This is a genomic window from Pseudomonas poae RE*1-1-14, from assembly GCF_000336465.1.
In the GTDB taxonomy this organism is placed as follows: domain Bacteria; phylum Pseudomonadota; class Gammaproteobacteria; order Pseudomonadales; family Pseudomonadaceae; genus Aquipseudomonas; species Aquipseudomonas poae.
In genome coordinates this window covers 4,655,871-4,680,817 of record NC_020209.1, presented here as the reverse complement: position 1 = coordinate 4,680,817, position 24,947 = coordinate 4,655,871, and the positions used below count along the sequence as shown (strand labels likewise).

Below are 24,947 nucleotides of genomic sequence, written 5' to 3'. Positions count from 1 at the left end.
ATGAAAATCGGTGTAATCGGTGGCGGCCAACTGGGTCGTATGCTGGCTCTGGCGGGCACCCCGCTGGGGATGAACTTCGCTTTCCTGGACCCTGCGCCGGACGCCTGCGCGGCCGCCCTGGGTGAGCATCTGCGTGCTGACTACAGTGACCCGGATCACCTGCGCCAACTGGCCGACGAAGTCGATCTGGTGACCTTCGAGTTCGAAAGCGTCCCGGCTGAAACCGTGGCATTCCTGTCGCAATTCGTGCCGGTGTACCCGAGCGCCGAAGCGCTGCGCATTGCGCGCGACCGCTGGTTCGAAAAAAGCATGTTCAAGGACCTGGGTATTCCGACCCCGGACTTCGCCGACATCCAGTCCCAGGCGGACCTGGACGCCGCCGTCGCCCGCATCGGCCTGCCGGCGGTGCTCAAGACCCGCACCCTGGGGTACGACGGCAAGGGCCAGAAAGTGCTGCGCAGCGAGGCCGACGTGGTGGGCACCTTCGCCGAACTGGGCAGCGTCGCCTGCCTGCTGGAAGGCTTCGTGCCGTTCACCGGCGAAGTGTCGCTGATCGCCGTGCGCGCCCGCGACGGTGAAACCCGCTTCTACCCACTGGTGCACAACACCCACGACAGCGGCATTCTCAAGCTGTCCGTGGCCAGCACCGACCATCCTCTGCAAGCCCTGGCCGAAGACTATTCCAGCCGCGTGCTCAAGCAACTGGACTACGTCGGGGTGATGGCCTTCGAGTTCTTTGAAGTGGACGGTGGCCTCAAGGCCAACGAAATAGCGCCACGGGTGCACAACTCCGGGCACTGGACCACCGAAGGCGCCGAGTGCAGCCAGTTCGAAAACCACCTGCGGGCGGTAGCGGGCTTGCCTTTGGGCTCCACAGCCAAAATCGGCGAGAGCGCCATGCTCAATTTCATCGGCTCGGTGCCGCCCGTGGAGCGGGTGATCGCCATCGATGATTGCCACCTGCATCACTACGGCAAGGCCTTCAAGGCCGGGCGCAAGGTCGGTCACGCCAACCTGCGCTGCAAGGACCGCGAGACGCTGCAGGCGCAGATCCTCAAGGTCGAAGCGCTGATCGCCGAACAATAAGCCTGGCAATGGCGGGAACCATTGGTCACCGCCGTCCCTCTGATTGCAGGATGGCAAAGCCTGACCGGGCTTTGGCATGACTCACACCAATCAGAGGGAAATGCCATGGGTATCATCGGAACCATTTTTATCGGCTTGATCGTCGGCCTGCTGGCTCGCTTTCTCAAGCCCGGCGACGACAGCATGGGCTGGATCATGACCATCCTGCTAGGTATCGCCGGCTCCCTGGCCGCGACCTACGGTGGTCAGGCGCTGGGTATCTACCAGGCCGGTCAAGGCGCAGGCTTCCTAGGCGCGCTGGTCGGTGCCATCGTGCTGCTGGTGATCTACGGCCTGATCAAAAGGAAGTAATCAGCCGACAAAGTCCTCTGCGCTGCGCAGGCGCAGAGGGCTAGAATACTCGGCACTTGAATTTGCCGAGCCTCTCCATGCGCCGTCTACTGTTGACACTCCTCCTGCTGGGCTCAGGCCTGGCGCACGCCGGTGAACTGCCGGAAACCGACTGGCTCGACCTGATGCCCCTGTCGGACCAGAAAGCCCTCGAAGCCATGCCCGAGATCGACCACAACTCCCCCGAAGCCCAAGGCACCTTCACCGACAAGGGCGGCCTCAAGCAAAGCAAGGGGTTGCCGGCGGTGATGTATTCCACCAAGACTGTGCCCGCCATGAACGGCAAGAACATCCGCATTGGCGGCTACCCGGTGCCGTTGGAAACCGATGCAAAGGGTCGCAGCACGCTGTTCTTCCTGGTGCCATACCCGGGCGCCTGTATCCACGTGCCGCCACCCCCGCCCAACCAGTTGGTGCTGGTGCGCTATCCCAAGGGGCTGAAGCTGGATGATATCTACACGCCGCTGTGGGTCACGGGAACGTTGAAGGTGGAGAAGGTGAATAACGATTTGGCGGATGCGGCGTATGCGCTGGACGCGGGCAAGGTCCGCGTAGTCAAGGAATCCGACCTGTAAGAAACGAACCTGCCGGTGTGGGAGCTGGCTTGCCTGCGATGCAGACGCCTCGGTGTGTCAGTAATGCCGAGGTGATGCTATCGCAGGCAAGCCAGCTCCCACATTTGAATCGGGTTTACAGGGGCAGGGCTGTGATGCTCACGGCCAGGGTGTGGCTTTCGCCCGGGGCCAATGCCACCACATCATCCAGCACATTCGTCGTCTCGATGCACAACATGCCCGTCCAACCATCGTCGGCCATGTCATCAAACGCCTTGGCGCGTTCGGTCCAGGGGTTCCAGATGACGGTGGAGTGGGAGCCCTGGCTGGTGAGCTGGATGCGGCGCTGCCAGTCTTTGTCGACGATGTTGAGCTGCGTCGGAGTGTCGAGATAGATACGGTCGGTCTCGGCGGCGAACGGTAGTAGGCCGGACTGCTGTTTCTCGGTCCAGCCATCGGCGGTATCGATATACGTCAGGCCATCCAGACCCTCAACCTGCACGTTGCGCACATCGCTGACCGCGAAATAGGTGTGCAGCGCCTGACTGAGTGTCACGGTGTGGTCGTCACGGTTGTGGCTGGTCAGGCGGATGTGCAGTTGGTCGTCCAGCAGCAGGCTCAGCTTCAGGTCGACCTGATGGGGCCAGCCAGGAAAGCCGCCGGCAGGCGCTGGCAGGGCCAGGTCCACACGCAGTGCTTCACCCTCGAGTTCGGTCGCAGCCAATTCCCAGATCGCAGTTCGGACAAAACCATGGGCACCGGCCGGCTGTTCGCTTTGGCGCATCGCCTTCACGCTCTGCGGGTTACGGTCGAATACACCAAACCAGGGCCAGCACACCGGGACGCCGGTACGAATGCCTTTGCCCTGCTTGAACACCGCCTCGGGGTTCGGCCAGATCAGCGGCTGCTCGCCCTGGCGCTGATAGCTGAAGACATGCGCGCCCTGTTGGGCCACCATCAGTTCGGCGCCGTTGTGGCGAATACGCCAGCAGTCCAGTTCGTCGATCTTTACGGTTTCAACGTGGGGCGTCGGCATGTGACAGCTCTCTCAATGGCAGGCAATGGGGCAATGGACCGTCAAAACCGCGCGAGGTTTAACGCGCGCGTGACGGCACCGAGCGAGTGCGCCCACTGCCATCGATGGCGACAAACACGAACACCGCCTCGGTCACCTTGCGCCATTCGCTGGACAGCGGGTCGTCGCTCCACACTTCGACCATCATCTGGATCGAGCTGCGGCCGATTTCCAGGGCCTGGGTATAGAAGGACAGCTGCGCGCCCACGGCCACCGGCACCAGAAAGGCCATGCGATCAATCGCCACGGTGGCCACGCGACCACCGGCGACCTTGCTGGCCATTGCCGTGCCTGCCAGGTCCATCTGCGCGACCAGCCAGCCGCCGAAGATATCGCCAAAGCCGTTGGTTTCACGGGGGAGCGCGGTGATTTGCAGGGCGAGATCGCCTTGCGGGATTGGATCTTCTTGTTCGAGTTCGATCATGCCGAGGGTGCCTCTGACCCGTGACGCTTCATGGGTATTTCAAATGGATAGCCGTCTTGCGGAAAAACGTTTCAGCACCAACATACACCGCTCGATGCGTTTCTCGTAAGGCGTACTCAAGGGAAACTCTGCCAAATCGGCTGGATGGCACCCAACGGCGTTTTGGCACAGCAGCCCGTCAACACTGGGGTTCTTGCACTTGCAAGGGCCGAGTATATCCACAGGTTGGCGTCACTACGACCTCCCGGGGCTCATTTGGTCGCTAATCAGGCGCTGTACGGGGGCTTTTGCGGGCAACTGTTCTCCTGGCGCTGTGCTTTTACAAGCGATTTGCTATCTTGCCAAGCCGCCGCCCGTCACGGCGCGCCGTCCTATTACGCTGATTACTATAAGAGAAGCCTTGCCATGTCCTCCGTGCCCGCAAGCAGTGCGCCACCTTCGCGCCCGCTGACCCGCAACGACTACAAAACCCTGTCGCTGTCTGCCTTGGGCGGGGCGCTGGAGTTCTACGACTTCATCATCTTTGTGTTTTTCGCCACGGTGGTCGGAAAACTGTTCTTCCCCGTCGACATGCCGGAATGGCTGCGCATGATGCAGACGTTCGGCATCTTCGCCGCCGGTTACCTGGCACGCCCACTGGGCGGCATCATCATGGCGCATTTCGGTGACCTGCTGGGCCGCAAGAAGATGTTCACCCTGAGCATCTTCATGATGGCCGTACCCACCCTGATCATGGGCCTGCTGCCGACCTATGCGCAGATCGGCCTGTGGGCGCCGCTGTTACTGCTGCTGATGCGCGTCATTCAGGGCGCGGCAATTGGTGGTGAAGTGCCCGGCGCCTGGGTGTTCGTCTCCGAACACGTCCCGCCGCGCCACATCGGCTACGCCTGCGGCACCCTGACCAGCGGTCTCACCGCCGGTATCCTGTTGGGTTCGCTGGTGGCCACGGCGATCAACACTATTTATAGCCCCGAGCAAGTCTCGGATTACGCCTGGCGCATCCCGTTCCTGCTGGGCGGGGTGTTCGGCCTGCTGTCGGTGTACCTGCGTCGCTGGCTGCATGAAACGCCGATCTTCGCCGAGATGCAGCAACGCAAGGCCCTGGCCGCCGAGCTGCCGTTGCGTGCGGTATTGCGCGACCACCGGGGCGCCATCGTGCTGTCGATGCTGCTGACCTGGTTGCTGTCGGCCGGCGTCGTGGTGGTTATCCTGATGACCCCAACCGTGCTGCAAACTGTCTACCACTTCAGCCCCACGACGGCGCTGCAAGCCAACAGCCTGGCCATTGTTACCCTGAGCCTGGGGTGCATCGCCGCCGGCGCACTGGCCGACCGCTTCGGCGCCGGGCGCGTGCTGGTCAGCGGTTGCCTGCTGCTGCTGGCGACGTCCTGGACGCTGTACCACAGCCTCATCGAGCACCCTAACTGGCTCTTCCCGCTGTACACCCTGACCGGCCTGTTTGTCGGTGTCATCGGCGTGGTGCCTTACGTCATGGTCAAAGCCTTTCCGCCCGTGGTGCGTTTCAGCGGCTTGTCGTTTTCCTACAATGTGGCCTACGCCATCTTCGGCGGGCTGACGCCGCTGGCGGTGTCGCTGCTGATGAAGGAAAGCCCGATGGGCCCTTCCTACTATGTTGCCGTGCTGTGCGTGATGGGGATGCTGGTAGGCGGGTATCTCTGGAAGCGTGGACGCTGATTGATGGCTCCCACGTTCTGCGTGGGAAGCCTCTTCGGGGACGCCCAAGTCCCCCTTGCTTGCGATAGTGGCCTTTCATCCAACTGTCATATTCTCGACATAGAGTGTTCACACGGCCTCTCGATACTTGGCCCCGATCCAACTATCCCTATCTGCTAGGAGCAAGGCATGAAACTGAAGCGTTTGATGGCGGCAATGACTTTTGTCGCCGCTGGCGTTGCGACCGCCAACGCGGTGGCCGCTGGTGTTGACCCGGCAATTGCGGCTTATGTTAAGACCACTGGTGTGTCGGGCAACCTGTCCAGCGTTGGTTCCGATACCCTGGCTAACTTGATGACCCTGTGGGCTGAGGGCTACAAGAAGGAATACCCGAACGTCAACATCCAGATTCAAGCTGCCGGCTCCGCCACCGCGCCTCCTGCGCTGACTGAAGGCACTTCCAACCTGGGCCCGATGAGCCGCAAGATGAAGGACACCGAACTGGCGGCCTTCGAGCAGAAGTACGGCTACAAGCCCACCGCTATCCCGGTGGCCGTGGATGCATTGGCGGTGTTCGTGCACAAGGACAACCCGATCCAGCACCTGACCATGGAGCAGGTCGATGCAGTTTTCTCCTCGACTCGCCTGTGCGGTGCCAAAGCCGACGTGAAAACCTGGGGCGACCTGGGTGTGACCGGCGACCTGGCCAACAAGCCGGTGCAACTGTTCGGTCGTAACTCGGTTTCCGGCACCTACGGCTACTTCAAGGAAGAAGCCCTGTGCAAAGGCGACTACAAGCCTAACGTGAACGAACAGCCGGGCTCGGCTTCGGTTGTGCAGTCGATCAGCTCCTCGCTCAACGGCATCGGTTATTCGGGCATCGGCTACAAGACCGCCAGCGTGAAAACCGTGGCCCTGGCCAAAAAAGGCAGCACGGACTTCATCGAAGACACCGAAGAAAACGCCCTGAACGGCAAGTACCCGCTGTCGCGCTTCCTCTACGTTTACGTCAACAAAGCCCCGAACAAGCCTCTGGCCCCGCTGGAAGCCGAGTTCGTGAAGCTTGTGCTTTCCAAGCAGGGCCAGGAAGTTGTCGTGAAAGACGGCTACATCCCACTGCCAGCCAAGGTTGCCGCCAAGGCGCTGGCTGACCTGGGTCTGAAAGAAGGCAACTAAGCCCGTAATACCGGGTGTAGATGGATGCTTCCCTGTGGGAGCGCACTGCACCCAAAATCCTTTTATCCGCTGCCAGCCCCGCTGCGCGGCGGATTTTCTGCGTCACCGCATTGTCATCTTTCTGTCATACAGGACCGCTAGGGTGTGCGCATGAATGATCTGGCCAATTCCACCATGACAACGACTTCCCCCCCCAAGCGCATTGATTTCAATACGCCTGAGCTGCAACGCAAGCGCCGCATTCGCGCGCTCAAGGACCGCCTGACCCGCTGGTACGTGCTGGTCGGTGGCCTCGCTGTCCTTGGCGCCATTACCTTGATTTTCTTCTTTCTTGCCTACGTGGTGGCACCGCTGTTCCAGGGCGCCTCGCTGACCAGGGAAGACGCACTCACCCCGGCCTGGATCCAGGACGCGGGCAAGCCACTGATGATCTCGCTTGAAGAGCAGAACCAGGTGGCCATGCGGGTTTCCGACAAGGGCCAGGCGCTGTTCTTTGACATCACCACCGGCGCGGAACTCAAGCGCGTCGACCTGCCGTTGCCGACCGGTGCCAGCGTGGCATCCATCGGTGAAGACCAGCCCGGCAGTCCGCTGGTAGTGCTCGGCCTGTCCAACGGCCAGTCCCTGGTGTTTCGCCACACCTATAAGGTGTCGTACCCGGACGGCAAGAAAACCATCACGCCGGCCATCGAATACCCCTATGGCGAAACGCCGATCGTGCTGGATGACGCCGGTCGCCCGCTGGAGCACGTGGCCCTCAACGCCACCGACTCCACGCTGGTGCTGGCCGGTTCCGCCGGCTCGTTCCTGAACGTGCTGTCCCTGAGTCGCGAAGAAAACATGATGACTGGCGAAGTCACCAGCGAGCAGAAGCGCATCGAGCTGCCGCAGATGACCGAGCCGGTGAAGGCGATCTTCATCGACCCGCGCCAGCAATGGCTGTATGTGGTCAACGGTCGCGCGCAGGCCGATGTGTTCAGCCTGCGCGACAAGAACCTCAACGGTCGCTATAAATTGCTCGAAGACGGCAACGCTGAAATCACCGCCAGCACCCAGCTGGTGGGCGGTATCTCGCTGATCGTCGGTAACTCCAAGGGCGGCCTGGCCCAGTGGTTCATGGCCCGCGACCCGGATGGCGAGCAGCGCTTGAAGCAGATCCGCACGTTCCAGATGGGCACCTCGCCCATTGTGGAAATCAGCGCCGAAGAGCGTCGCAAGGGCTTCACCGCGCTGGATGCGTCCGGCCAGTTCGGCGTGTTCCACAGCACCGCGCAGCGCACCCTGCTGGTCGACCCGGTGGTCGAGGGCCAGGGCGTCTACGGCCTGTCGCCTCGGGCCAACCGCGTGATCGTCGAAGCCGGCGGCAAGCTGCAGCCACTGTTGCTCGACAACCCGCACCCCGAAGTTTCGTGGAGCGCGCTGTGGAGCAAGGTCTGGTACGAAAACTACGACGAACCCAAGTACGTCTGGCAATCGACCGCCGCCAACACCGATTTCGAACCCAAGATGAGCCTCGCGCCGTTGACCTTCGGCACCTTGAAGGCGGCGTTCTACGCCATGCTGCTGGCCGCCCCGCTGGCGGTGGCCGCGGCAATCTACACCGCCTACTTCATGGCGCCGAGCCTGCGCCGCAAGGTCAAGCCGGTGATCGAACTGATGGAAGCGATGCCGACGGTGATCCTCGGCTTCTTCGCCGGCCTGTTCCTGGCGCCGTATGTGGAGGGGCATTTGCCGGGGATTTTCAGCCTGCTGATGCTGCTGCCGATTGGCATTCTGGTGGCCGGTTTCGTGTTCAGCCGCCTGCCTGAGTCGATCCGCCTGCGGGTTCCCGATGGCTGGGAAAGCGCGATCCTGATCCCGGTGATCCTGTTTGTGGGCTGGCTGTCGCTGTACATGAGCCCCTACCTGGAAACCTGGTTCTTTGGCGGCGACATGCGCATGTGGATCTCGCACGACCTGGGCATTACCTACGACCAGCGCAACGCGCTGGTGGTGGGCCTGGCGATGGGCTTTGCGGTGATCCCGAACATCTACTCCATCGCCGAAGATGCCGTGTTCAGCGTACCGCGCGGCCTGACGCTGGGCTCCCTGGCACTGGGCGCCACGCCGTGGCAGACCATGACCCGCGTCGTGATCCTGACTGCCAGCCCGGGCATCTTCTCGGCGCTGATGATCGGCATGGGCCGCGCCGTGGGCGAGACCATGATCGTGCTGATGGCCACCGGCAACACCCCGGTGATGGAGATGAACCTGTTCGAAGGCCTGCGCACACTGGCGGCCAACGTCGCGGTAGAAATGCCCGAGTCGGAAGTGGGTGGCAGTCACTATCGCGTGCTGTTCCTCTCGGCGCTGGTGCTGCTGCTGTTCACCTTCATCATGAACACCCTCGCCGAGCTGATCCGTCAGCGTCTGCGCAAGAAATACTCGTCGCTTTAAGAAAGGTAGAAGTCTGTGAAACAGAACTCCCTGAACGGATGGTTCAAGAGCGGCGCCCCCGGCGTCTGGATCAGCGGTGGCGCGGTGTCCATCGCGGTCATCATGACCCTGGGTTTGCTGGCTGTGATTGCGGTGCGCGGCCTGGGCCACTTCTGGCCGGCCGACCTGATCCAGGCCAGCTACAACGTGCCGGGCCAGGAAAACCATATCGTCATCGGCGAAGTGGTGCAGAAGGAAGAAGTACCGCGCGAACGCCTGAAAAGCGCGGGCCTGCCGGTGCCCGATGCGGGCCCGGAATTCATGACCCGCGAACTGATCAAGGTCGGCAACCGCGACCTTAACGGTAATGACTTCACCTGGATCGTCGGCGAATGGTTGAAGGACCAGACCACTCCGAAAAACCTCATGACCATCGAGCGTCGTGAGTGGGGCAATTTTTACGGCACCCTGGTCAACGTCAAGCAGGACGGCAAGGTGATCGCCGAGGGCGAGGCTGCGTGGCCGGAGCTGCAAGCCCGCGTCGACCGTGTGAACGCGCTGGCCGCCCAGCTCAAGACTCTGGAGAAGTCCGACATCGGCGCGATCAACGCCGGTCTCGAACGCCTCCGCCTGCACGGTCGCAAGCTGGAGCTGGAAGGCAAGCTCGACGCCGCCGCCCAGGCCGACATGGATGCCGACCGCGCCGAACTGAACGCGCGTTATCAGGATATCGAAGCGCGTCTGGCCGACCTGCACGCCCAGTTCAACCGTGATGCGCTGACGGCGCGCGACGGCAACGGCAAGGAGATTGAAATCGGCATCGGCAAGGTGGTGCACGCCTACCAGCCGAATGCCATGGGCACGCTGACCAAGATCGGCTTCTACTTCAGCAAGGTCTGGGAATTCCTGAGCGATGACCCACGGGAAGCCAACACCGAGGGCGGGATTTTCCCGGCGATTTTCGGCACCGTGATGATGACTTTGATCATGGCGATGATCGTGACGCCGTTCGGCGTGCTGGCGGCGGTTTACCTGCGTGAGTACGCCAAGCAGAACACCCTGACACGGGTTATCCGTATCGCCGTGAACAACCTGGCGGGCGTACCGGCTATCGTCTATGGCGTGTTTGGCCTGGGCTTCTTCGTGTATGTGCTGGGTGGTTCGGTGGACCGCCTGTTCTTCGCCGAAGCGCTGCCGGCACCGACCTTCGGTACGCCGGGCCTGCTGTGGGCCTCGCTGACCCTGGCGCTGCTGGCGGTGCCGGTGGTGATCGTGGCCACCGAAGAGGGCTTGGCGCGCATTCCGCGTACCGTGCGTGAAGGCTCCCTGGCGCTGGGCGCGACCAAGGCGGAAACGCTGTGGAAGATCGTGCTGCCGATGGCCAGCCCGGCCATGATGACCGGCATGATCCTCGCCGTGGCCCGCGCCGCCGGCGAAGTGGCGCCGCTGATGCTGGTGGGTGTGGTGAAACTGGCGCCGTCGCTGCCGGTGGACGGCAACTACCCGTACCTGCACCTGGACCAGAAGATCATGCACCTGGGCTTTCATATCTACGACGTTGGCTTCCAGAGCCCCAACGTCGAGGCGGCACGCCCGCTGGTGTACGCCACCGCGTTGCTGCTGGTGCTGGTGATCGCCACGCTCAACCTGTCGGCGGTGTGGATACGTAACCACCTGCGCGAAAAATACAAAGCGCTGGACAGCTGATGCGATCCACTGTGGGAGCTGGCTTGCCTGCGATGGCATCAACGCGGTTTTACTGCAATACCGCGCCGCCCGCATCGCAGGCAAGCCAGCTCCCACAGGGCTCGGCGTCAGGCACAGAATTTGAGTAAGCCGCCCCGGCGGTTCAACGAATGAATTGGTAGCACAGGGAGCATCCCATGCAACACGAAACCCAATCTCACGGCATCAACATGTCTGCCCTGGGTCGCGACAAGCAGAGCCTGAGCCTGGCCCAGGAAACCGTGGCCATCGAAGTGCCTGGCCTGAGCCTGTACTACGGTGAAAAGCAGGCGCTGTTCGACGTCAGCATGAACATCCCCAAGCAGCGCGTGACCGCCTTCATCGGCCCGTCCGGCTGCGGCAAGTCCACGCTGCTGCGCACCTTCAACCGCATGAACGACCTGGTGGACGGTTGCCGCGTGGAGGGCGCGATCAACCTCTACGGCACCAACATCTACCGCAAGGGCGAGGACGTGGCCGAGCTGCGTCGTCGCGTCGGCATGGTGTTCCAGAAGCCCAACCCGTTTCCCAAGACCATTTACGAAAACGTGGTGTACGGCCTGCGCATCCAGGGCATCAACAAGAAGCGCGTTCTCGACGAAGCAGTGGAGTGGGCGCTCAAGGGCGCGGCACTGTGGGACGAGGTCAAGGACCGCCTGCACGAGTCGGCGCTGGGCTTGTCCGGCGGTCAGCAGCAGCGTCTGGTGATCGCACGTACCATCGCCGTGGAGCCGGAAGTGCTGCTGCTCGACGAACCCTGCTCGGCCCTCGACCCGATCTCCACGCTGAAAGTCGAAGAGCTGATCTACGAACTCAAATCCAAATTCACCATCGTCATCGTGACCCACAACATGCAGCAGGCGGCACGGGTTTCCGACTACACCGCGTTCATGTACATGGGCAAGCTGGTGGAATTCGGCGACACCGACACCCTGTTCACCAATCCGGCGAAGAAGCAGACCGAGGACTACATCACCGGTCGCTATGGCTAGGAAGCTGTGGTTCCGATTGCACTGACGCTGCGGTTCTCCGCACCTTACCGGACGCTCCAAGGACGCCAACATGATTAGCAAAGAAGGCCTCACCCATCACATCTCCGCGCAGTTCAACGCCGAGCTCGAGGAAGTGCGCAGCCACCTCCTGGCGATGGGTGGGCTGGTGGAGAAGCAAGTCAACGATGCGGTCACCGCGTTGATCGAGGCCGACTCGGGCCTGGCCCAGCAAGTGCGCGAGGTCGACGACCAGATCAACCAGATGGAACGCAATATCGACGAGGAATGCCTGCGCATTCTTGCCCGTCGCCAACCGGCGGCCTCGGACCTGCGTTTGATCATCAGCATTTCCAAGTCGGTGATCGACCTGGAGCGCATCGGCGACGAAGCCACCAAGATCGCGCGCCGGGCCATCCAGTTGTGCGAAGAAGGTGAAGCGCCACGCGGCTATGTGGAAGTGCGCCATATCGGCGATCAGGTGCGCAACATGGTGCGCGATGCGCTGGATGCGTTTGCCCGCTTCGACGCCGATCTGGCGTTGTCGGTGGCGCAGTACGACAAGATCATCGACCGTGAATACAAAACGGCCCTGCGCGAGCTGGCCACCTACATGATGGAAGACCCGCGCTCTATCTCGCGGGTCCTGAACATAATCTGGGTGCTGCGTTCGCTGGAGCGCATAGGTGACCACGCGCGCAATATCTCGGAACTGGTGATTTACCTGGTGCGCGGTACCGACGTGCGGCACATGGGCCTAAAGCGCATGAAGGCTGAAGTTGAGGGCACTGCCGATCAAATGCCTAATGTTCCGGGCGAACCTGACGATAAGTAAGGTTGCCCGTGAAATTAACGCCCGGCCATTGGCCGGGCGTTTTCGTTTGGGCCCAGCAGAATGTTATTGCGCCAAAGGCGAAATAAAGTCCGAACGTGATTGCAGAGTTTTGGCAAAATGCCACCAGTCAGGCGTGCTGCCAGCCAAGGTTTTTATAGGATGAAGGGTCGATGAGTAAAGTCAGTGTATTGGTGGTGGATGACGCCTCGTTTATTCGCGACCTGGTGAAGAAGTGCCTGCGCAATTACTTCCCGGGGATCAAGCTTGAAGACGCGGTAAACGGCAAAAAGGCGCAATCCATCCTGATGCGCGAAACCTACGACCTGGTGTTGTGCGACTGGGAAATGCCGGAGATGTCCGGCCTGGAGTTGCTGACCTGGTGCCGCGAACAGGAACACCTGAAGGCCATGCCTTTCGTGATGGTGACCAGCCGTGGCGACAAGGAAAACGTGGTGCAGGCGATTCAGGCCGGTGTTTCCGGCTACGTCAGCAAGCCGTTCACCAACGAGCAGTTGCTGAGCAAGGTACGCCAGGCGCTGCACAAGGTGGGTCGCCTTGACGCGCTGATTGCCAGCGCACCGACCAAGATGAGCTCGGCTTTCGGCAACGATTCCCTGAGTGCTCTCACCGGCGGCAAGCCCGAAGCCATCAAGCCGGCCCCCGTGGCGGCGCCGAGTAAAGGCCTGCTCAACACCCCATCGCCGTCCGCCCCGGCCGCTTCACCTGCCAGCGGTCGTGGCCAGGGCCAGTTGCGGCTGTCCAGCGGCACCCAGCAATGCGTTATCAAGGCGCTGAGCATCAAGGAGGCGCTGCTGGTGGTGCGTCGCGGCGAGGTGCTGCCCCAGGTGCTGGAAAGCGCCGTGCTCGACCTTGAGCAGGGCGAGAATGCCGAAGTCGCGCGCCTCAACGGTTACCTGCACGCCATCGTTGCCTTTGAGCCCAAGCCCGACAGCGACTGGCTGCAACTGACCTTCCGCTTCATCGACCAGGACGCGCAGAAGCTCGACTACATCTCCCGCCTGATCGCACGCGGCACGGCGCAGAAGCACTTTGTGCCGGGTGCGTGATCGGCTGATTAAGCGGCGGCACAACGACTCGGCATCAGCCAGCCCCGTCTTAACGACGTTCTCACCGGCAAGATCGACAAGCTCTCGCTGGATGCCTTGGTTAATTTGTCGGCTGCTGCCCAGATGAACGTTGATATTTGTTTCAACGGCCTTCCAGCGTAGAGCGGGCAGCTTCAGCCACACCGATGCCAAAAGCCGCTACGCCAGCGTACCGAGGCGGGGCTGGTGTCGATCCCGTATGAATTCAGCCAGCCCGTGGGGGTATTGCCCAACTTTGCGCAGGGCAATTGAGGGTCAATCCAGCATCACAACCTTGGCCAGCACGATTTTCGGGCCTTTCATCTTCTTGATGATGATCCGCAGGCCTTCCACCTCCAGCACTTCCTCTTCTTCCGGCACCCGTTTCAAAGTGTCGTAGATCAGGCCGGCCAGGGTTTCGGCCTCGATGTGGTCAAGGTCCACGCCCAGCAGGCGTTCGACCTTGAACAGCGGGGTGTCGCCGCGCACCAGCAGTTTGCCCGGCTGGTAGGCCAGGATGCCGCGCTCGGCCTTGCGGTGTTCGTCCTGGATATCGCCTACCAATACTTCCAGCACGTCTTCCATGGTGAGGTAGCCGATGATATTGCCGTCGGCCTCTTCCACCAGGGCAAAGTGCGCGCCGCCCTTGCGGAACTGCTCCAGCAGCTGCGACAACGGCATGTGCCGTGACACGCGCTCCAGCGGGCGGGTCAGCTCGGCCAGGTTGAACGACTCCGGGATGTGGTCCAGCGCCGCCAGCTCCAGCAGCAGGTCCTTGATGTGCAGCAGGCCGACGAATTCGTTGCGCTCGGCGTCATACACCGGGTAGCGACTGAATTTGTGGCGGCGAAACAGCGCGAGGATTTCCTTGAGCGGGGCGTTGAAGTCCAGGGTCACCAGGTCTTCCCGGGAGTTGGCCCAGTCGACCACTTCCAGTTCGCCCATCTCCACGGCCGAGGCCAGTACGCGCATGCCCTGGTCGCTTGGGTCCTGGCCACGGCTGGAGTGCAGGATCAGCTTGAGTTCTTCACGGCTGTAATGGTGCTCATGGTGCGGGCCAGGCTCGCCCTGGCCGGCAATACGCAGGATCGCGTTGGCGCTGGCGTTGAGCAGGTAGATCGCCGGGTACATCGCCCAGTAGAACAGGTAGAGCGGCACGGCCGTCCACAGCGACAGCAACTCTGGCTTGCGAATCGCCCAGGATTTGGGCGCCAGCTCGCCGACCACGATGTGCAGGTAGGAAATCACAAAGAAGGCGGCAAAGAACGACACGCCCTTGATCACTTCCGGCGATTCGACGCCCGCAGCGCTCAGCAGGGGTTCCAGAATATGCGCGAACGCAGGCTCACCGACCCAGCCCAGGCCGAGGGAGGCGAGGGTGATACCCAACTGACAGGCCGACAGGTAGGCGTCGAGCTGGCTGTGTACGGTGCGCAGGATCTGTCCGCGCCAGCCGTTGGTGTGGGCGATGGCCTCCACCCGGGTGGAGCGCAGCTTGACCATGGCAAATTCGGCCGCAACGAAGAAACCGTTGAGCAGTACCAGGACCAGTGCAAAAAGAATCATGCCGAAATCGGCGAACAGTGTGGCGAAGGTGATACCAGGGGAAGGGTCCATGATGGGGTTTTGCGGGTTCCGTGTGTTCAATAAGGGATGGCAGGCAGGCCCCGAAAGGCAGGCGCAAGGCGGCCAATGTAGCGGCTGGCGGGGCGCTTGCCTAGTACCCGCCGGCGGGCGGGCTCTGGAATACCACTTTCCAGACAACCCAATGCCAATGTGGAAGGGGGCTTGCTCCTACAGTGTTCCCGGTTACAGGTCTTCGTCGACTCTGGGCGAGCGGGCCACCTGCGTCGGCGGAAAATGGCAGGTGAACGTGCTGCCATGCCCCAGCACGCTGCTGATTTCCAGGCGTGCGCGATGGCGCAGCAGCACATGCTTGACGATGGCCAGGCCCAGGCCCGTGCCGCCGGTGCTGGAATTGCGGCTGGAGTCGACGCGGTAGAAGCGCTCGGTCAGGCGCGGCAGGTGCTTGGCATCGATGCCGATGCCGGAGTCCTGCACGCTCAGGTGCGCGCCGTGGTCGTCGGCCCACCAGCGGATGCGGATGTTGCCTTTGTCCTGGGTGTACTTGACCGCGTTGAACACCAGGTTGGAAAACGCACTGCGCAATTCGCCTTCGCTGCCCTTGAGCAGGACCGATGGATCGGCTTCCAGGCTGATCTGCTGCCCGCGTTCGCCGGAGAGGGCCTGGGCGTCGTTCTTGATGGTGTGCAACAGGCTTTTCACCGCCACCGGATGATTGTCCGAGGGGTAGTCGGTGGCCTCCAGCTTGGCCAGCAGCAGCAAGTCGTTGAGCAGGGTCTGCATGCGCGAACCCTGCTGCTGCATCTGTTGCAGCGCGCGGGTCCAGCGCGGGTTGATCTCGTCGACGTTGTCCAGCAACGTCTCCAGGTAGCCGCAGATCACCGTCAACGGCGTGCGCAACTCGTGGGAAACGTTGGCGACGAAGTCTTTGCGCATCTGTTCCATCTGGTGGATGCGGGTGACATCGCGCACCAGCATCAGGTGCTCATTGTTGCCGTAGCGCGTCAGGTACAGCTGGATGCGCACCCGGTCGTTGGTGGGCGAGGGGATTTCCAGGGCTTCTTCGTAGTTGTCCTGCTCGAAGTATTCCTTGAAGCGCGGGTGGCGCACCAGGTTGGTGACCGGCTGGCCGCTGTCCTGGGGCGTCTTGAGGCCCAGCAGGGTCTCGGCGGCGCGGTTCCACCATTCAAGGTTGCCGTCGCTGTCGAGCATGATCACCGCATCCTTGAGCGCGGCGGTGGACTCCTGCACCCGGTCGATCACCGCCTGCAGGCGTCCGCGCACCCGCTGGTCGCGGCGTTGCAGGTGGTAAATGCTGTCGAACACCTCGCCCCACAGGCCGTAGCCGTCGGGTGGCGCTTCGTCGGGTTTGTGCTGGCGCAGCCATTCGTGCAGACGCAGCAATTGCTTGAGGGTCCAGCCCAGGTACAAGGCAATACCGACGGCCAGGCTCCAGCCGTAATATCCACTGACCAGGCCCACCAACAGGCAGCCGGTGATCAGCAAAAGCATGTGGCGGATCAGGGTGCCATGCCAGTTTTGATTCATTGAGCGTCCTTGGGAGCAGCTTCAAGCTGCAAGCTTCAAATCAGAGCAAGGCGACTTTTTTCTTGCCGCTTGTAGCTGATCACTTGCAGCCAGGTTTTCATCCTTTGGTGGAAAACCGATAGCCGGTACCGCGCACGGTTTGTACCAGATTCTCGTAGGCATCGCCCAAGGCTTTGCGCAGGCGACGGATATGCACGTCCACGGTGCGCTCCTCCACGTACACATTGCCGCCCCACACCTGGTCCAGCAACTGGCCACGGGTGTAGGCGCGCTCCTGGTGCGTCATGAAGAACTGCAGCAGGCGGTATTCGGTGGGGCCCATCTCCGCCGGTGTGCCATCGATGGTCACACGGTGGCTGATCGGGTCCAGGATAAGGCCGCCGACTTCAATCGGTGCCTCGCCATCGGTCGGCCCGGCGCGGCGCAGTACGGCCTTCAGGCGCGCGACCAGTTCGCGTGGGGAAAACGGCTTGGTGATGTAGTCATCCGCGCCCACTTCCAGGCCCTGGATCTTGTTGTCCTCTTCGCCCTTGGCGGTGAGCATGATGATCGGGATGTCCCCGGTCAGCTCGTCACGCTTGAGGCGGCGGGCCAGTTCTATGCCGGAAGTGCCGGGCAGCATCCAGTCCAGCAGGATCAGATCCGGCTTGCGGTCGACGATAATGGCATGGGCCTGCTGGGAGTTCTCCGCCTCCAGGCAGTCGTAGCCGGCCATTTCCAACGCAACGGCGATCATCTCGCGGATGGGCGCTTCGTCGTCGACGATCAGAATGCTCCTGCCAACCATGCTCGAAAATCCTCTTGTCATTTAACTGTCTTGCGCCGCATTAGATAACGGAATTATTGCAGTCGTGTGACAGTAATTTCGCCGCCTGGGCAATTCACGGCACTCTGGACTACCCTATGGGTCCGAATCCTGACAACCACGATGAAGAAGGTTCCGATGACGTACAGCACTGTTTCCTGGAAAGCCCTGCTGGTATCGGCTGCGCTGGCGCTGCCTGGCCTGGCATCCGCAGCAGAGCCTGCAATGACCAAAGACGGTCTGCTGGTGGACCATAAAGGCCTGACCCTCTACACCTTCGATAAGGATGCCGATGGCAAGTCAGCGTGCAAGGACCAATGCGCAATCAACTGGCCGCCGCTGAAGGCAGAGTCCACCGATACCAAGGCCGGCGACTGGACGGTCGTCACCCGTGACGATCAGACCAGCCAATGGGCCTACAAGGGCAAGCCGGTGTACACGTTCAAGGGCGACACCAAGGCCGGGGAAAAGACCGGTGATGGCAAGGGTGGCGTCTGGCACATCATCAAGCCATGATCCTGTGGCGCTGCTGAAGCCATCGCGGGCAAGCCCGCTCCCACATTTGCAACACATCCTGTGAGAGCGGGCTTGCCCGCGATGGCCTCGATCCTGAATTACCGAACCGCGTAATCCACCACAATCCCCACAAAAATCGCCAATCCCGCCCAGTGGTTGTGCAAAAACGCCTTGAAGCATTTCATGCGGTCCCTGTCCCGCGTGTACCAGAACTCCCACACAAAACAGCCCGCCGCCGCCAGCAGCCCCAACTGGAACCAGCCGCCCAGTTCGAACCGCGCGCCGGCCAGCAGCAGGCACGCCAGCGACAGGCCTTGCAGGGTGAGAATGATCACCCGATCGGCATCGCCAAACAGAATCGCCGTGGATTTCACCCCGATCCTCACATCGTCGTCGCGATCGGTCATCGCGTAATAGGTGTCGTACCCCACCGTCCACAGCAGGTTGGCGATATACAACAGCCAGGCGGTGGCCGGCAGGTGGCCGGTTTCGGCGGTAAACGCCATCGGCATGCCCCAGGAAAATGCCGCGCCCAGCACCACCTGCGGGTAATAGGTGTAGCGCTTCATGAACGGGTAGCTTGCCGCCAGCGCCAAGCCGCCGAGGGAAAGCAGGATGGTGCTGGCATTGGTCAGCAGCACCAGCAGGAAACTGATGCCCATCAGCAGCGCAAAAAACACCAGCGCCTCTTTCGAGCTGATTTTGCCGCTGACCAGCGGGCGTTGCTCGGTGCGCTTCACATGGCCGTCGACCTTGCGATCGGCCCAGTCGTTGATCACGCAGCCGCCCGCCCGGGTGAGCACCACGCCGAGCACGAAAATCACGATATTGAGCAGCGACGGCGAGCCCTTGCCGGCGATCCACAGCGCCCACAGCGTCGGCCACAGCAGCAGGTAGATGCCGATGGGCTTGTCCATGCGCGTCAACTGAATGAAATCCCAGGCCCTGGGGTTCAGGCGATTGAGGGACTTGAGCACACGTTGATACATCAGCAACTCTCCGGATGGTCATGCAGCGCCTGCCAGAAGCCCGGCAGGAAGGTTTCCGCCACCAGCACGCTCAATGCCTCGCGATCAAAGCGCGAGCGGCGTGCCCAAAGCCCTTCGGCCCGGTCCGCCGTGGGCAGCCACTGACGTGGGTAATGGCAGACCTCGATGGCCTGGCGGGTAAACGCTTGGTCACAGAACAACAACTCACCCAGCGAGCGGCTGCCCAGCGCGTCCATGTGCAAGCCGTCACCCTGCAACGCACTGCGCGACGCCACGCTGCGGGCGAATACCCACGGCTGGCCGTGCCCGCGCAGGTACACCTCACGCACCCAGCCCAGTGTGGCCGGCGGCAGGCCCAGCGCAGCGCATTCGTCGTCGCGCAGCGCTTGCCAGCCTTCGACCAGCGGCGTCACGCTGAACGCGTCGTTGGACAACCCTGTCAGCCGCCGCGTGAGCGAGCCTTCGTCGAACAGCCAATCAAGGATCAGGGGCGCGGGTGTGGGGCGCAGAAGGTTCTGGGACAGCCATTGGCAAGCATCGGGAAGCGCGGTTGAGTGCGGCACGGCGAGTCAGTATGGGCAGCAAAAGAGGCGCCGAGCTTACCATGGCGTCCCGACCTTTTGCCGGGCTGAACCGGCCGTTTGCGCCGAACATGCTTGCATCCGGCGGCCCCTGTCAGTACAAAACGCCCTGAGCCGCGTGGCAATGCGGGATATCGACCGCCGGCCAAGATGCCTGGACCCTGAGGAAGCAATTGATGAAGAAGTGGCAATGTGTAGTCTGCGGCCTGATCTACGACGAAAAGGACGGTTGGCCGGATGACGGAATCGCGCCGGGCACCCTGTGGCAAGACGTCCCGGAAGACTGGCTGTGCCCGGACTGCGGCGTGGGCAAGATGGATTTCGAGATGATCGAAATCGGCTGATTCGAAGTTTCAGAACCGTATTACAAGGAGAAAGGAATGAACGCACCTGTCGTGATCATCGGCACAGGACTGGCCGGTTACAACGTGGCCCGGGAGTTTCGCAAGCTCGACAGCGACACGCCTTTGCTGCTGATCACCGCCGATGACGGGCGCTCCTACTCCAAGCCCATGCTCTCCACCGGCTTTGGCAAAAACAAGGAAGCCGATGGCCTGAGCATGGCTGAACCGGGCGCCATGGCCGAGCAACTCAAGGCCGAAGTACGCACCCACACTCGCATCAGCGGTATAGACCCCGGCCACAAGCGCCTGTGGATCGGCGAGGAAGCGGTGGCCTACCGCGACCTGATTCTGGCCTGGGGCGCCGAAACCGTACGCGTGCCGGTCGAAGGCGATGCGGCTGAGCTGATTTTCCCGATCAACGACCTTGAAGACTACGCCCGCTTTCGCGCCGCCGCTGCGGGCAAACGCCGCGTACTGGTGCTCGGCGCCGGCCTGATCGGTTGCGAGTTCGCCAACGACCTGATACTCGGTGGCTATGAGATCGACCTGGTGGCGCCGTGCGAACACGTCATGCCGACCCTGCTGCACCCGGCGGCGGCCGCTGCGGTACAGGCCGGTCTGGAAGGCCTGGGCGCGCGTTTTCATCTGGGCCCGGTGCTCAACCGCCTGCAGCGCACGGCGGAGGGCCTTGAGGCCCACTTGTCGGACGGCAAGGTGATCCCGTGCGACTTGGTGGTCTCGGCCATCGGCCTGCGCCCGCGCGTCGACCTCGCCGCCGCCGCCGGCCTGCAGATCAACCGTGGAATCATGGTGGACCGCCATCTCAAGACTTCACACGCCAATATCTACGCCCTGGGTGACTGCGCCGAGGTCGAGGGTCTGAACCTGCTGTACGTGATGCCCCTCATGACCTGCGCCCGCGCCCTGGCTCAGACGCTGGTCGGCAATGCCACGGCGGTCAGTTATGGGCCGATGCCGGTTACGGTAAAAACCCCGGTCTGCCCGCTGGTGGTCTCACCACCGCCACGGGGCACCGAAGGCGTGTGGAGCGTCGAAGGCGAGGGCGCCAACATCAAGGCCTTGTGCCGCGACACCAGCGGCCGCCTGCTGGGCTACGCGCTGACTGGCAGCGCTGTGATGGAAAAACTGGCGCTCAACAAGGAACTCCCGCCTTTGCTGGCGTAAATGCCTGTCGTTCTGTCGGAATAAGCATGTTTTTGCCCAGAGAAAGGTCGCCGTGAGGCTGGCGCGGCGTCTGTGGGCATGCCATCCTCACTTCCGTCTGCCGCAGAGTAGAGCCTGCGGCGCTTTGGGCGCCGTTCCGCCAGAGAGCGGCACGGACATAACAACAAAAAACCGTCAAAGAGGCTTCATCTATGCGTAAACCAGAACTCGCAGCCGCCATCGCTGAAAAAGCGGATCTCACCAAAGAACAGGCCAACCGCGTGCTCAACGCCGTCCTCGAAGAAATCACCGGCGCCCTGCACCGCAAGGACAGCGTCACCCTCGTTGGCTTCGGCACCTTCCTGCAACGCCACCGCGGCGCCCGCACCGGCAAAAACCCGCAGACCGGCGAGCCGGTTAAGATCAAGGCGAGCAATACCGTGGCGTTCAAGCCGGGCAAGTCGTTGAAGGACAGTGTTAACCCGTAACGGGCAGTACTGCCTCGAAGGGAGGCGGGGTGGTACGGAAAAAAATGGGCACGCCGACTGGATCGGGTGCCCATTTTTTATTGGATTAAACAAGACTTCATTTGAATGGCGTGAGCTTTTCTAATCCGATCTTGCCAATGATTTCATTGATTCTGGCGACATTTTCTTCGATATCGGCCTTTATCTTTTCGTGCGGGTAATGTTCGGGTTTATCAAAGAACTGAATTTTTAACAGGCTCATCAGGTAAGTGACACGTTGATTGCCCTCTGTCACAAAGTCGCCCTCGTTCTCCGCGTCCTGGATTTTGTCCAGGCTCAAGGTCTCGCCTCTTACAAAGCGTTCATGGGTGTTGCGCTTCACCGTGACTTGCAGCTCGTTTCCGGTGTTCAGCGCCGCCAATACACGAGCAAGCGCATCAGCGTACACGGGCTCATCACCGCGCGCCCTCGCCAGGGTGCCGTTGAGTACCAGTGACGCCTCGATCCAGACCCAATAGTCATAGTTATTTTCAAAAGGGATTTTGCTCAGCGGTGCAGTGAGCTGCTCGGCCAGGTCGTTTTCATTGATGACGTACAACAGGTAAGCCAGACGGGTCAGCGATTCGATACGTGACTTCTGAGTTTTATTGTATTTGGCTGCCACTTTCGACACGCGGTCTGCCAATGGGCCGCTGGCAGCAGAGAGTGAGTCAAGTGCTTCTGTGATCTGCATGGAAATCTCCAATCGGTTACTTCACGACTATTTTTACTCGGGTCCCGTCGTCATAGCCGCTCAGGGCATGCGCGATCGAGGAGCCTGCGCCTCGGTTGTCGCTAGGGTCGATGTACCTGACGCTAGCCCCTTTGCCACCTTCTTTGAACATCGCCATCGGGAATTCATCCCGGTCCAGTGCCTTGACGGACGGGTGACCGGCCAGAGAGGCTTTGCGGTTATCTGCCGCGCCCAGGCGATCAATAGTGAATATATTTTTTCCTCGCGCCTTGATGACATCAGCGATGTGACCGAACGTCTGCTTGTACTGCTTCCTGGTCAGTTCAAGAACGATATCGTGTGTCTTGCCATCTCCTGCCTTGACGTTGCAACCCTTGTATCCAAGGGGGTCAGTCCAGACGATAGGGTTCGGCGCGTATTCATAGAGGTTAATCCCACCTGCCAGCCCAATAGGGTCGGGCGTCGTAAACCGCCCTACGTCCGGATCATAAAAGCGGAAGGTGTTGTAGTGCAGGCCCGTCTCCCGATCCAGGTATTGTCCCTGGAAACGCAGGTTCTGCTCCTCGATGTAATAGGGTTCGCGAACTTCCCTGACGCTGTTGCCCCATACCTGGTAACGCGATTGCCACAGCGAATGCCCGTCCGCTTCCGTCAACTGTTCAGGCAAACCGTTTAAATCATTGTGGTAGTAACGCACACGCTGATGCTCGCCAGTGCCATCGACACGTGCCAGGGGTTCGTAGCCGTTACCTTCGTAGAGGTACAGGCTGCTCTGGTTATTTTTGCGTTCCAGCAATAAGCGCAACCCGTCCCAAACGAAGTGCGTTTGTCCCACCGGGAAGCCGTGGCTGTCATGTTCGCTTTTAGCGATACGACGACCCAAAGGGTCATACGTCATTTTTATAACAGTCGTTCGCTCAGCCTTTTGATGGCGTACTTCGATCAGTCTGTGGTCAGCGTCGTAGGTAAAAAGCTGAGTGCCCCATTTTGCACTGCGCTTTTCAGCGAGACGGCCGAAAGCGTCGTAACGATAACGCTTGTCCTGATAGGTCAGCAGTTTGTTATGCACCACCAGTCCGGCACCTGCCTGGGGGCCGTCGAGCAGGTTGGCGGCGGCGTCGTAGGCGAAGGTTTCGCGCTGGCCGTGCAGGCTATCATTTGGGCCGCAAAGATAGGTGGGTCGGAAAATAAATCAGTTCCCTTTACCAGTCCCCAGTGCTAAGCGGTCCATTCGTTTTCGATGCACCACTGCTGCACGTCCTCAATCAATTGCGCTGACACCGGCTGAAGATTCGGCAGCTTATTTTTGTACTTTTTAATACTCTCAATAAAAAAGGCGATAAAAGCGGCACCGATTAATTTACGTTGAGCGGCCTTGTCTTTTTTTAGTGGGATGAAATCTTCTTCGTCCATGGTGATATCCAGGCCGAACATTTTGTCTTTGGCGTAGTAACGACAAAATGTCTTCCGCTCCAATTCCTTCGGTAAGCATCGCAGGCAAATCACCAACTCCCAGTCAAGAGAAGGATATTTTTTTTCTGCCAAAGATCCAAGACTCCTTAGTTCTTTGCTGATTTCACTGACCTTGCTCCAGCCTGGAGCGTCAGATGTGATACCGATCAACATGTTTTTTCTCCTAGTGTCTGCACTTGTTACCTGGGGGTAACTTACCTCGACGTTTAAGGTATTTTCCTATTTTCATTTTTTCCCAAAGCTGCATGTTGGTCTTGGTAGGTGCCGCCATAACTTTTTTGTATTCAAGATTTTTTGATTTGAGCCATTTTAAGGTATAGCGCTTTTTGGGATGTATCGTTTCGCCTACTTTCCAGACTTCGCCTTCTTTGAGGAAGACTTTCCCAACAGGGTTACGCTTGCCCCACTCCATTTCGTCATAGAAACCGTCTTGGGTCGCCAACAAATAATACAGTTCCGGCGCCAGCCCCCATGGATCAATCCATGAAATAGGATTTGGTGCGTAATTGTAGAGGTTGATCCCCCCCGCCAACCCAATCGGATCCGGCGTCGTAAACCTTCCCACATCCGGATCATAAAACCTGAACGTATTGAAATGCAGCCCCGTCTCCCGGTCCAGGTACTGCCCCTGAAACCGCAGGTTCTGCTCCTCAATGTAATAAGGTTCGCGCACTTCCTCCAGCGTGTTGCCCCACACCCGATACGTTGCGCACCAGACCTCATGGCCCTCCGCTTCGGTCAGCTGTTCCGGCAATCCGTTCAGGTCGTTGTGGTAATAGCGAATTTTGTGCAGCGACCCAACGCCATCGACACGAGCCAGAGGCTCATATCCGCCGTCATCTTCATAAACATAAAGACTTGTCTGGCTGTGTTTATGCTCCTGCAACAACCGCAGGCCATCCCACGTAAATTGCGTCTCCCCCAACGGGTACCCATCACTGCCGTGCTCGGTTTTTTCAATCCTGCGCCCCAGCGGGTCATAGGTCATCCTGACCACGCGCCCATCTTCGTTGCGCACTTCTATCAGCCGGCTTTCAGCGTCATACGCAAACCGCTGCACCCCCCACCTGGCGCTGCGTTTTTCAATCATCCGGCCAAACGCATCGTAGCGATAACGCTTGTCCTGATAGGTCAGCAGTTTGTTATGCACCACCAGTCCGGCACCTGCCTGGGGGCCGTCGAGCAGGTTGGCGGCGGCGTCGTAGGCGAAGGTTTCGCGCTGGCCGTGCAGGCTGTCCTGGCTGGCGATGATGCGGCCGGTGGCGTCGTAGGCGAAACCCAGGGCTTGGCCGTTGCCTTGCAAGTCGGTGAAGGA

General features: G+C 60.7%; 25 protein-coding genes and 3 pseudogenes. 15 read left to right on the top strand and 13 right to left on the bottom strand.

All coding sequences use genetic code 11. The features are described 5' to 3' along the window. The 3 genes from H045_RS20620 to H045_RS20610 all read left to right on the top strand — a co-directional run bounded on the left by H045_RS20620 (position 1) and on the right by H045_RS20610 (position 2,051). Positions 1 to 1,086 (top strand): 5-(carboxyamino)imidazole ribonucleotide synthase, encoded by a 1,086-nt coding sequence (locus H045_RS20620; RefSeq protein WP_003231728.1) that lies wholly within the window; start codon positions 1 to 3, stop codon positions 1,084 to 1,086. Positions 1,087 to 1,191: 105 nt separating this feature from the next. Then, the gene (locus tag H045_RS20615) at positions 1,192 to 1,437 is read left to right on the top strand and encodes a GlsB/YeaQ/YmgE family stress response membrane protein (protein WP_003231726.1); all 246 of its coding nucleotides are present in this window, start codon (positions 1,192 to 1,194) and stop codon (positions 1,435 to 1,437) included. Positions 1,438 to 1,514: 77 nt separating this feature from the next. Continuing rightward, entirely contained in the window at positions 1,515 to 2,051 is a 537-nt protein-coding gene (locus H045_RS20610) for a DUF3299 domain-containing protein (RefSeq protein ID WP_003231725.1), read from the top strand. Positions 2,052 to 2,166: 115 nt separating this feature from the next. Here H045_RS20610 and H045_RS20605 read toward each other — a convergent pair whose 3' ends face one another. Both H045_RS20605 and H045_RS20600 read right to left on the bottom strand, forming a co-directional pair. Then, entirely contained in the window at positions 2,167 to 3,066 is a 900-nt protein-coding gene (locus H045_RS20605; RefSeq protein ID WP_003231724.1) for a D-hexose-6-phosphate mutarotase, read from the bottom strand. A 58-nt stretch (positions 3,067 to 3,124) separates the two neighbouring features. Further along, positions 3,125 to 3,529: an acyl-CoA thioesterase gene (locus tag H045_RS20600; protein ID WP_003176975.1), complete on the bottom strand. Its 405-nt coding sequence runs from the start codon at positions 3,527 to 3,529 to the stop codon at positions 3,125 to 3,127. Between the two features lie 405 nt (positions 3,530 to 3,934). On the opposite strand from H045_RS20600, the gene H045_RS20595 reads away from it, so the two are divergent. The 8 genes and pseudogenes from H045_RS20595 to H045_RS24765 all read left to right on the top strand — a co-directional run. Continuing rightward, on the top strand, positions 3,935 to 5,224 hold the full coding sequence (locus H045_RS20595) for an MFS transporter (protein ID WP_003231723.1): 1,290 nt from the start codon (positions 3,935 to 3,937) through the stop codon (positions 5,222 to 5,224). Between the two features lie 168 nt (positions 5,225 to 5,392). Beyond that, complete coding sequence (locus H045_RS20590) at positions 5,393 to 6,379, top strand: phosphate ABC transporter substrate-binding protein PstS (protein ID WP_003231722.1); 987 nt, start codon at positions 5,393 to 5,395, stop codon at positions 6,377 to 6,379. A gap of 402 nt (positions 6,380 to 6,781) precedes the next feature. Next, positions 6,782 to 8,815 carry an ABC transporter permease subunit gene (locus tag H045_RS20585; RefSeq protein ID WP_208597740.1) on the top strand — a complete coding sequence of 678 codons (2,034 nt, stop codon included), beginning with the start codon at positions 6,782 to 6,784 and terminating at the stop codon, positions 8,813 to 8,815. Between the two features lie 15 nt (positions 8,816 to 8,830). Further along, a complete protein-coding gene (pstA, locus tag H045_RS20580; RefSeq protein WP_015373329.1) occupies positions 8,831 to 10,501 on the top strand; it encodes a phosphate ABC transporter permease PstA in 1,671 nt (556 codons plus the stop codon). Positions 10,502 to 10,677: 176 nt separating this feature from the next. Further along, entirely contained in the window at positions 10,678 to 11,511 is an 834-nt protein-coding gene (gene pstB, locus H045_RS20575; RefSeq protein WP_003231719.1) for a phosphate ABC transporter ATP-binding protein PstB, read from the top strand. 70 nt (positions 11,512 to 11,581) lie between these two features. Continuing rightward, on the top strand, positions 11,582 to 12,343 hold the full coding sequence (phoU, locus tag H045_RS20570) for a phosphate signaling complex protein PhoU (RefSeq protein ID WP_003231718.1): 762 nt from the start codon (positions 11,582 to 11,584) through the stop codon (positions 12,341 to 12,343). Between the two features lie 170 nt (positions 12,344 to 12,513). Next, a complete protein-coding gene (locus H045_RS20565) occupies positions 12,514 to 13,410 on the top strand; it encodes a response regulator (protein ID WP_003231717.1) in 897 nt (298 codons plus the stop codon). 15 nt (positions 13,411 to 13,425) lie between these two features. Further along, positions 13,426 to 13,572, top strand: a pseudogene (locus H045_RS24765) (XRE family transcriptional regulator); the annotation flags it as partial. 132 nt (positions 13,573 to 13,704) lie between these two features. Here H045_RS24765 and H045_RS20560 read toward each other — a convergent pair. The 3 genes from H045_RS20560 to phoB form a co-directional block, all read right to left on the bottom strand. Continuing rightward, the gene (locus tag H045_RS20560; protein ID WP_003231716.1) at positions 13,705 to 15,045 is read right to left on the bottom strand and encodes a hemolysin family protein; all 1,341 of its coding nucleotides are present in this window, start codon (positions 15,043 to 15,045) and stop codon (positions 13,705 to 13,707) included. Positions 15,046 to 15,237: 192 nt separating this feature from the next. Beyond that, complete coding sequence (gene phoR / locus H045_RS20555) at positions 15,238 to 16,560, bottom strand: phosphate regulon sensor histidine kinase PhoR (protein ID WP_003231715.1); 1,323 nt, start codon at positions 16,558 to 16,560, stop codon at positions 15,238 to 15,240. Positions 16,561 to 16,657: 97 nt separating this feature from the next. Then, entirely contained in the window at positions 16,658 to 17,347 is a 690-nt protein-coding gene (phoB, locus tag H045_RS20550; RefSeq protein ID WP_003231714.1) for a phosphate regulon transcriptional regulator PhoB, read from the bottom strand. A 156-nt stretch (positions 17,348 to 17,503) separates the two neighbouring features. Between phoB and H045_RS20545 the strand changes: the two genes are divergently transcribed. Then, positions 17,504 to 17,881 (top strand): COG4315 family predicted lipoprotein, encoded by a 378-nt coding sequence (locus tag H045_RS20545; RefSeq protein WP_003231713.1) that lies wholly within the window; start codon positions 17,504 to 17,506, stop codon positions 17,879 to 17,881. A gap of 98 nt (positions 17,882 to 17,979) precedes the next feature. On the opposite strand, the gene ubiA is transcribed toward H045_RS20545, so the two are convergent. Then, a complete protein-coding gene (ubiA, locus tag H045_RS20540; RefSeq protein WP_003231712.1) occupies positions 17,980 to 18,870 on the bottom strand; it encodes a 4-hydroxybenzoate octaprenyltransferase in 891 nt (296 codons plus the stop codon). Then, entirely contained in the window at positions 18,870 to 19,433 is a 564-nt protein-coding gene (locus H045_RS20535; protein ID WP_015373328.1) for a chorismate--pyruvate lyase family protein, read from the bottom strand. Before H045_RS20535 ends, ubiA begins: the two co-directional genes overlap by 1 nt. Before the next feature lie 194 nt (positions 19,434 to 19,627). On the opposite strand from H045_RS20535, the gene H045_RS20530 reads away from it, so the two are divergent. From H045_RS20530 to H045_RS20520, 3 genes are all read left to right on the top strand, one after another. Further along, positions 19,628 to 19,795 carry a rubredoxin gene (locus H045_RS20530; protein WP_003213373.1) on the top strand — a complete coding sequence of 56 codons (168 nt, stop codon included), beginning with the start codon at positions 19,628 to 19,630 and terminating at the stop codon, positions 19,793 to 19,795. Positions 19,796 to 19,831: 36 nt separating this feature from the next. Beyond that, the gene (locus H045_RS20525; RefSeq protein WP_015373327.1) at positions 19,832 to 20,980 is read left to right on the top strand and encodes an NAD(P)/FAD-dependent oxidoreductase; all 1,149 of its coding nucleotides are present in this window, start codon (positions 19,832 to 19,834) and stop codon (positions 20,978 to 20,980) included. A gap of 191 nt (positions 20,981 to 21,171) precedes the next feature. Continuing rightward, positions 21,172 to 21,447, top strand: coding sequence for an HU family DNA-binding protein (locus tag H045_RS20520; protein ID WP_003213368.1), 276 nt, complete (start codon positions 21,172 to 21,174; stop codon positions 21,445 to 21,447). Positions 21,448 to 21,544: 97 nt separating this feature from the next. Here the strand turns inward: H045_RS20520 and H045_RS20515 are convergent, their stop codons facing one another. The 6 genes and pseudogenes from H045_RS20515 to H045_RS20495 form a co-directional block, all read right to left on the bottom strand. After that, the gene (locus H045_RS20515; RefSeq protein ID WP_003231708.1) at positions 21,545 to 22,159 is read right to left on the bottom strand and encodes a DUF6707 family protein; all 615 of its coding nucleotides are present in this window, start codon (positions 22,157 to 22,159) and stop codon (positions 21,545 to 21,547) included. Positions 22,160 to 22,175: 16 nt separating this feature from the next. Then, positions 22,176 to 22,310: a NucA/NucB deoxyribonuclease domain-containing protein gene (locus tag H045_RS25915; protein WP_269458763.1), complete on the bottom strand. Its 135-nt coding sequence runs from the start codon at positions 22,308 to 22,310 to the stop codon at positions 22,176 to 22,178. Between the two features lie 225 nt (positions 22,311 to 22,535). Further along, positions 22,536 to 23,315 (bottom strand): annotated as a pseudogene (locus H045_RS20510) (RHS repeat-associated core domain-containing protein); the annotation flags it as partial. A 62-nt stretch (positions 23,316 to 23,377) separates the two neighbouring features. Continuing rightward, positions 23,378 to 23,785 carry a hypothetical protein gene (locus tag H045_RS20500; RefSeq protein WP_015373324.1) on the bottom strand — a complete coding sequence of 136 codons (408 nt, stop codon included), beginning with the start codon at positions 23,783 to 23,785 and terminating at the stop codon, positions 23,378 to 23,380. Positions 23,786 to 23,795: 10 nt separating this feature from the next. Continuing rightward, positions 23,796 to 24,044, bottom strand: a complete 249-nt coding sequence (locus H045_RS25910; protein WP_420875640.1) for a hypothetical protein — start codon at positions 24,042 to 24,044, stop codon at positions 23,796 to 23,798. Between the two features lie 54 nt (positions 24,045 to 24,098). Next, positions 24,099 to 24,902 (bottom strand): annotated as a pseudogene (locus H045_RS20495) (RHS repeat domain-containing protein); the annotation flags it as partial. Positions 24,903 to 24,947 lie beyond the last annotated feature (45 nt).

Coding starts and splice junctions, on each gene's coding strand:
- H045_RS20620 (WP_003231728.1), top strand. CDS start 1: ATGAAAATCGGTGTAATCGGTGGCGGCCAACTGGGTCGTATGCTGGCT.
- H045_RS20615 (WP_003231726.1), top strand. CDS start 1,192: ATGGGTATCATCGGAACCATTTTTATCGGCTTGATCGTCGGCCTGCTG.
- H045_RS20610 (WP_003231725.1), top strand. CDS start 1,515: ATGCGCCGTCTACTGTTGACACTCCTCCTGCTGGGCTCAGGCCTGGCG.
- H045_RS20605 (WP_003231724.1), bottom strand. CDS start 3,066: ATGCCGACGCCCCACGTTGAAACCGTAAAGATCGACGAACTGGACTGC.
- H045_RS20600 (WP_003176975.1), bottom strand. CDS start 3,529: ATGATCGAACTCGAACAAGAAGATCCAATCCCGCAAGGCGATCTCGCC.
- H045_RS20595 (WP_003231723.1), top strand. CDS start 3,935: ATGTCCTCCGTGCCCGCAAGCAGTGCGCCACCTTCGCGCCCGCTGACC.
- H045_RS20590 (WP_003231722.1), top strand. CDS start 5,393: ATGAAACTGAAGCGTTTGATGGCGGCAATGACTTTTGTCGCCGCTGGC.
- pstB (WP_003231719.1), top strand. CDS start 10,678: ATGCAACACGAAACCCAATCTCACGGCATCAACATGTCTGCCCTGGGT.
- phoU (WP_003231718.1), top strand. CDS start 11,582: ATGATTAGCAAAGAAGGCCTCACCCATCACATCTCCGCGCAGTTCAAC.
- H045_RS20565 (WP_003231717.1), top strand. CDS start 12,514: ATGAGTAAAGTCAGTGTATTGGTGGTGGATGACGCCTCGTTTATTCGC.
- H045_RS20560 (WP_003231716.1), bottom strand. CDS start 15,045: ATGGACCCTTCCCCTGGTATCACCTTCGCCACACTGTTCGCCGATTTC.
- phoR (WP_003231715.1), bottom strand. CDS start 16,560: ATGAATCAAAACTGGCATGGCACCCTGATCCGCCACATGCTTTTGCTG.
- phoB (WP_003231714.1), bottom strand. CDS start 17,347: ATGGTTGGCAGGAGCATTCTGATCGTCGACGACGAAGCGCCCATCCGC.
- H045_RS20545 (WP_003231713.1), top strand. CDS start 17,504: ATGACGTACAGCACTGTTTCCTGGAAAGCCCTGCTGGTATCGGCTGCG.
- ubiA (WP_003231712.1), bottom strand. CDS start 18,870: ATGTATCAACGTGTGCTCAAGTCCCTCAATCGCCTGAACCCCAGGGCC.
- H045_RS20530 (WP_003213373.1), top strand. CDS start 19,628: ATGAAGAAGTGGCAATGTGTAGTCTGCGGCCTGATCTACGACGAAAAG.
- H045_RS20525 (WP_015373327.1), top strand. CDS start 19,832: ATGAACGCACCTGTCGTGATCATCGGCACAGGACTGGCCGGTTACAAC.
- H045_RS20520 (WP_003213368.1), top strand. CDS start 21,172: ATGCGTAAACCAGAACTCGCAGCCGCCATCGCTGAAAAAGCGGATCTC.
- H045_RS20515 (WP_003231708.1), bottom strand. CDS start 22,159: ATGCAGATCACAGAAGCACTTGACTCACTCTCTGCTGCCAGCGGCCCA.
- H045_RS25915 (WP_269458763.1), bottom strand. CDS start 22,310: ATGTTCAAAGAAGGTGGCAAAGGGGCTAGCGTCAGGTACATCGACCCT.
- H045_RS20500 (WP_015373324.1), bottom strand. CDS start 23,785: ATGTTGATCGGTATCACATCTGACGCTCCAGGCTGGAGCAAGGTCAGT.
- H045_RS25910 (WP_420875640.1), bottom strand. CDS start 24,044: ATGGAGTGGGGCAAGCGTAACCCTGTTGGGAAAGTCTTCCTCAAAGAA.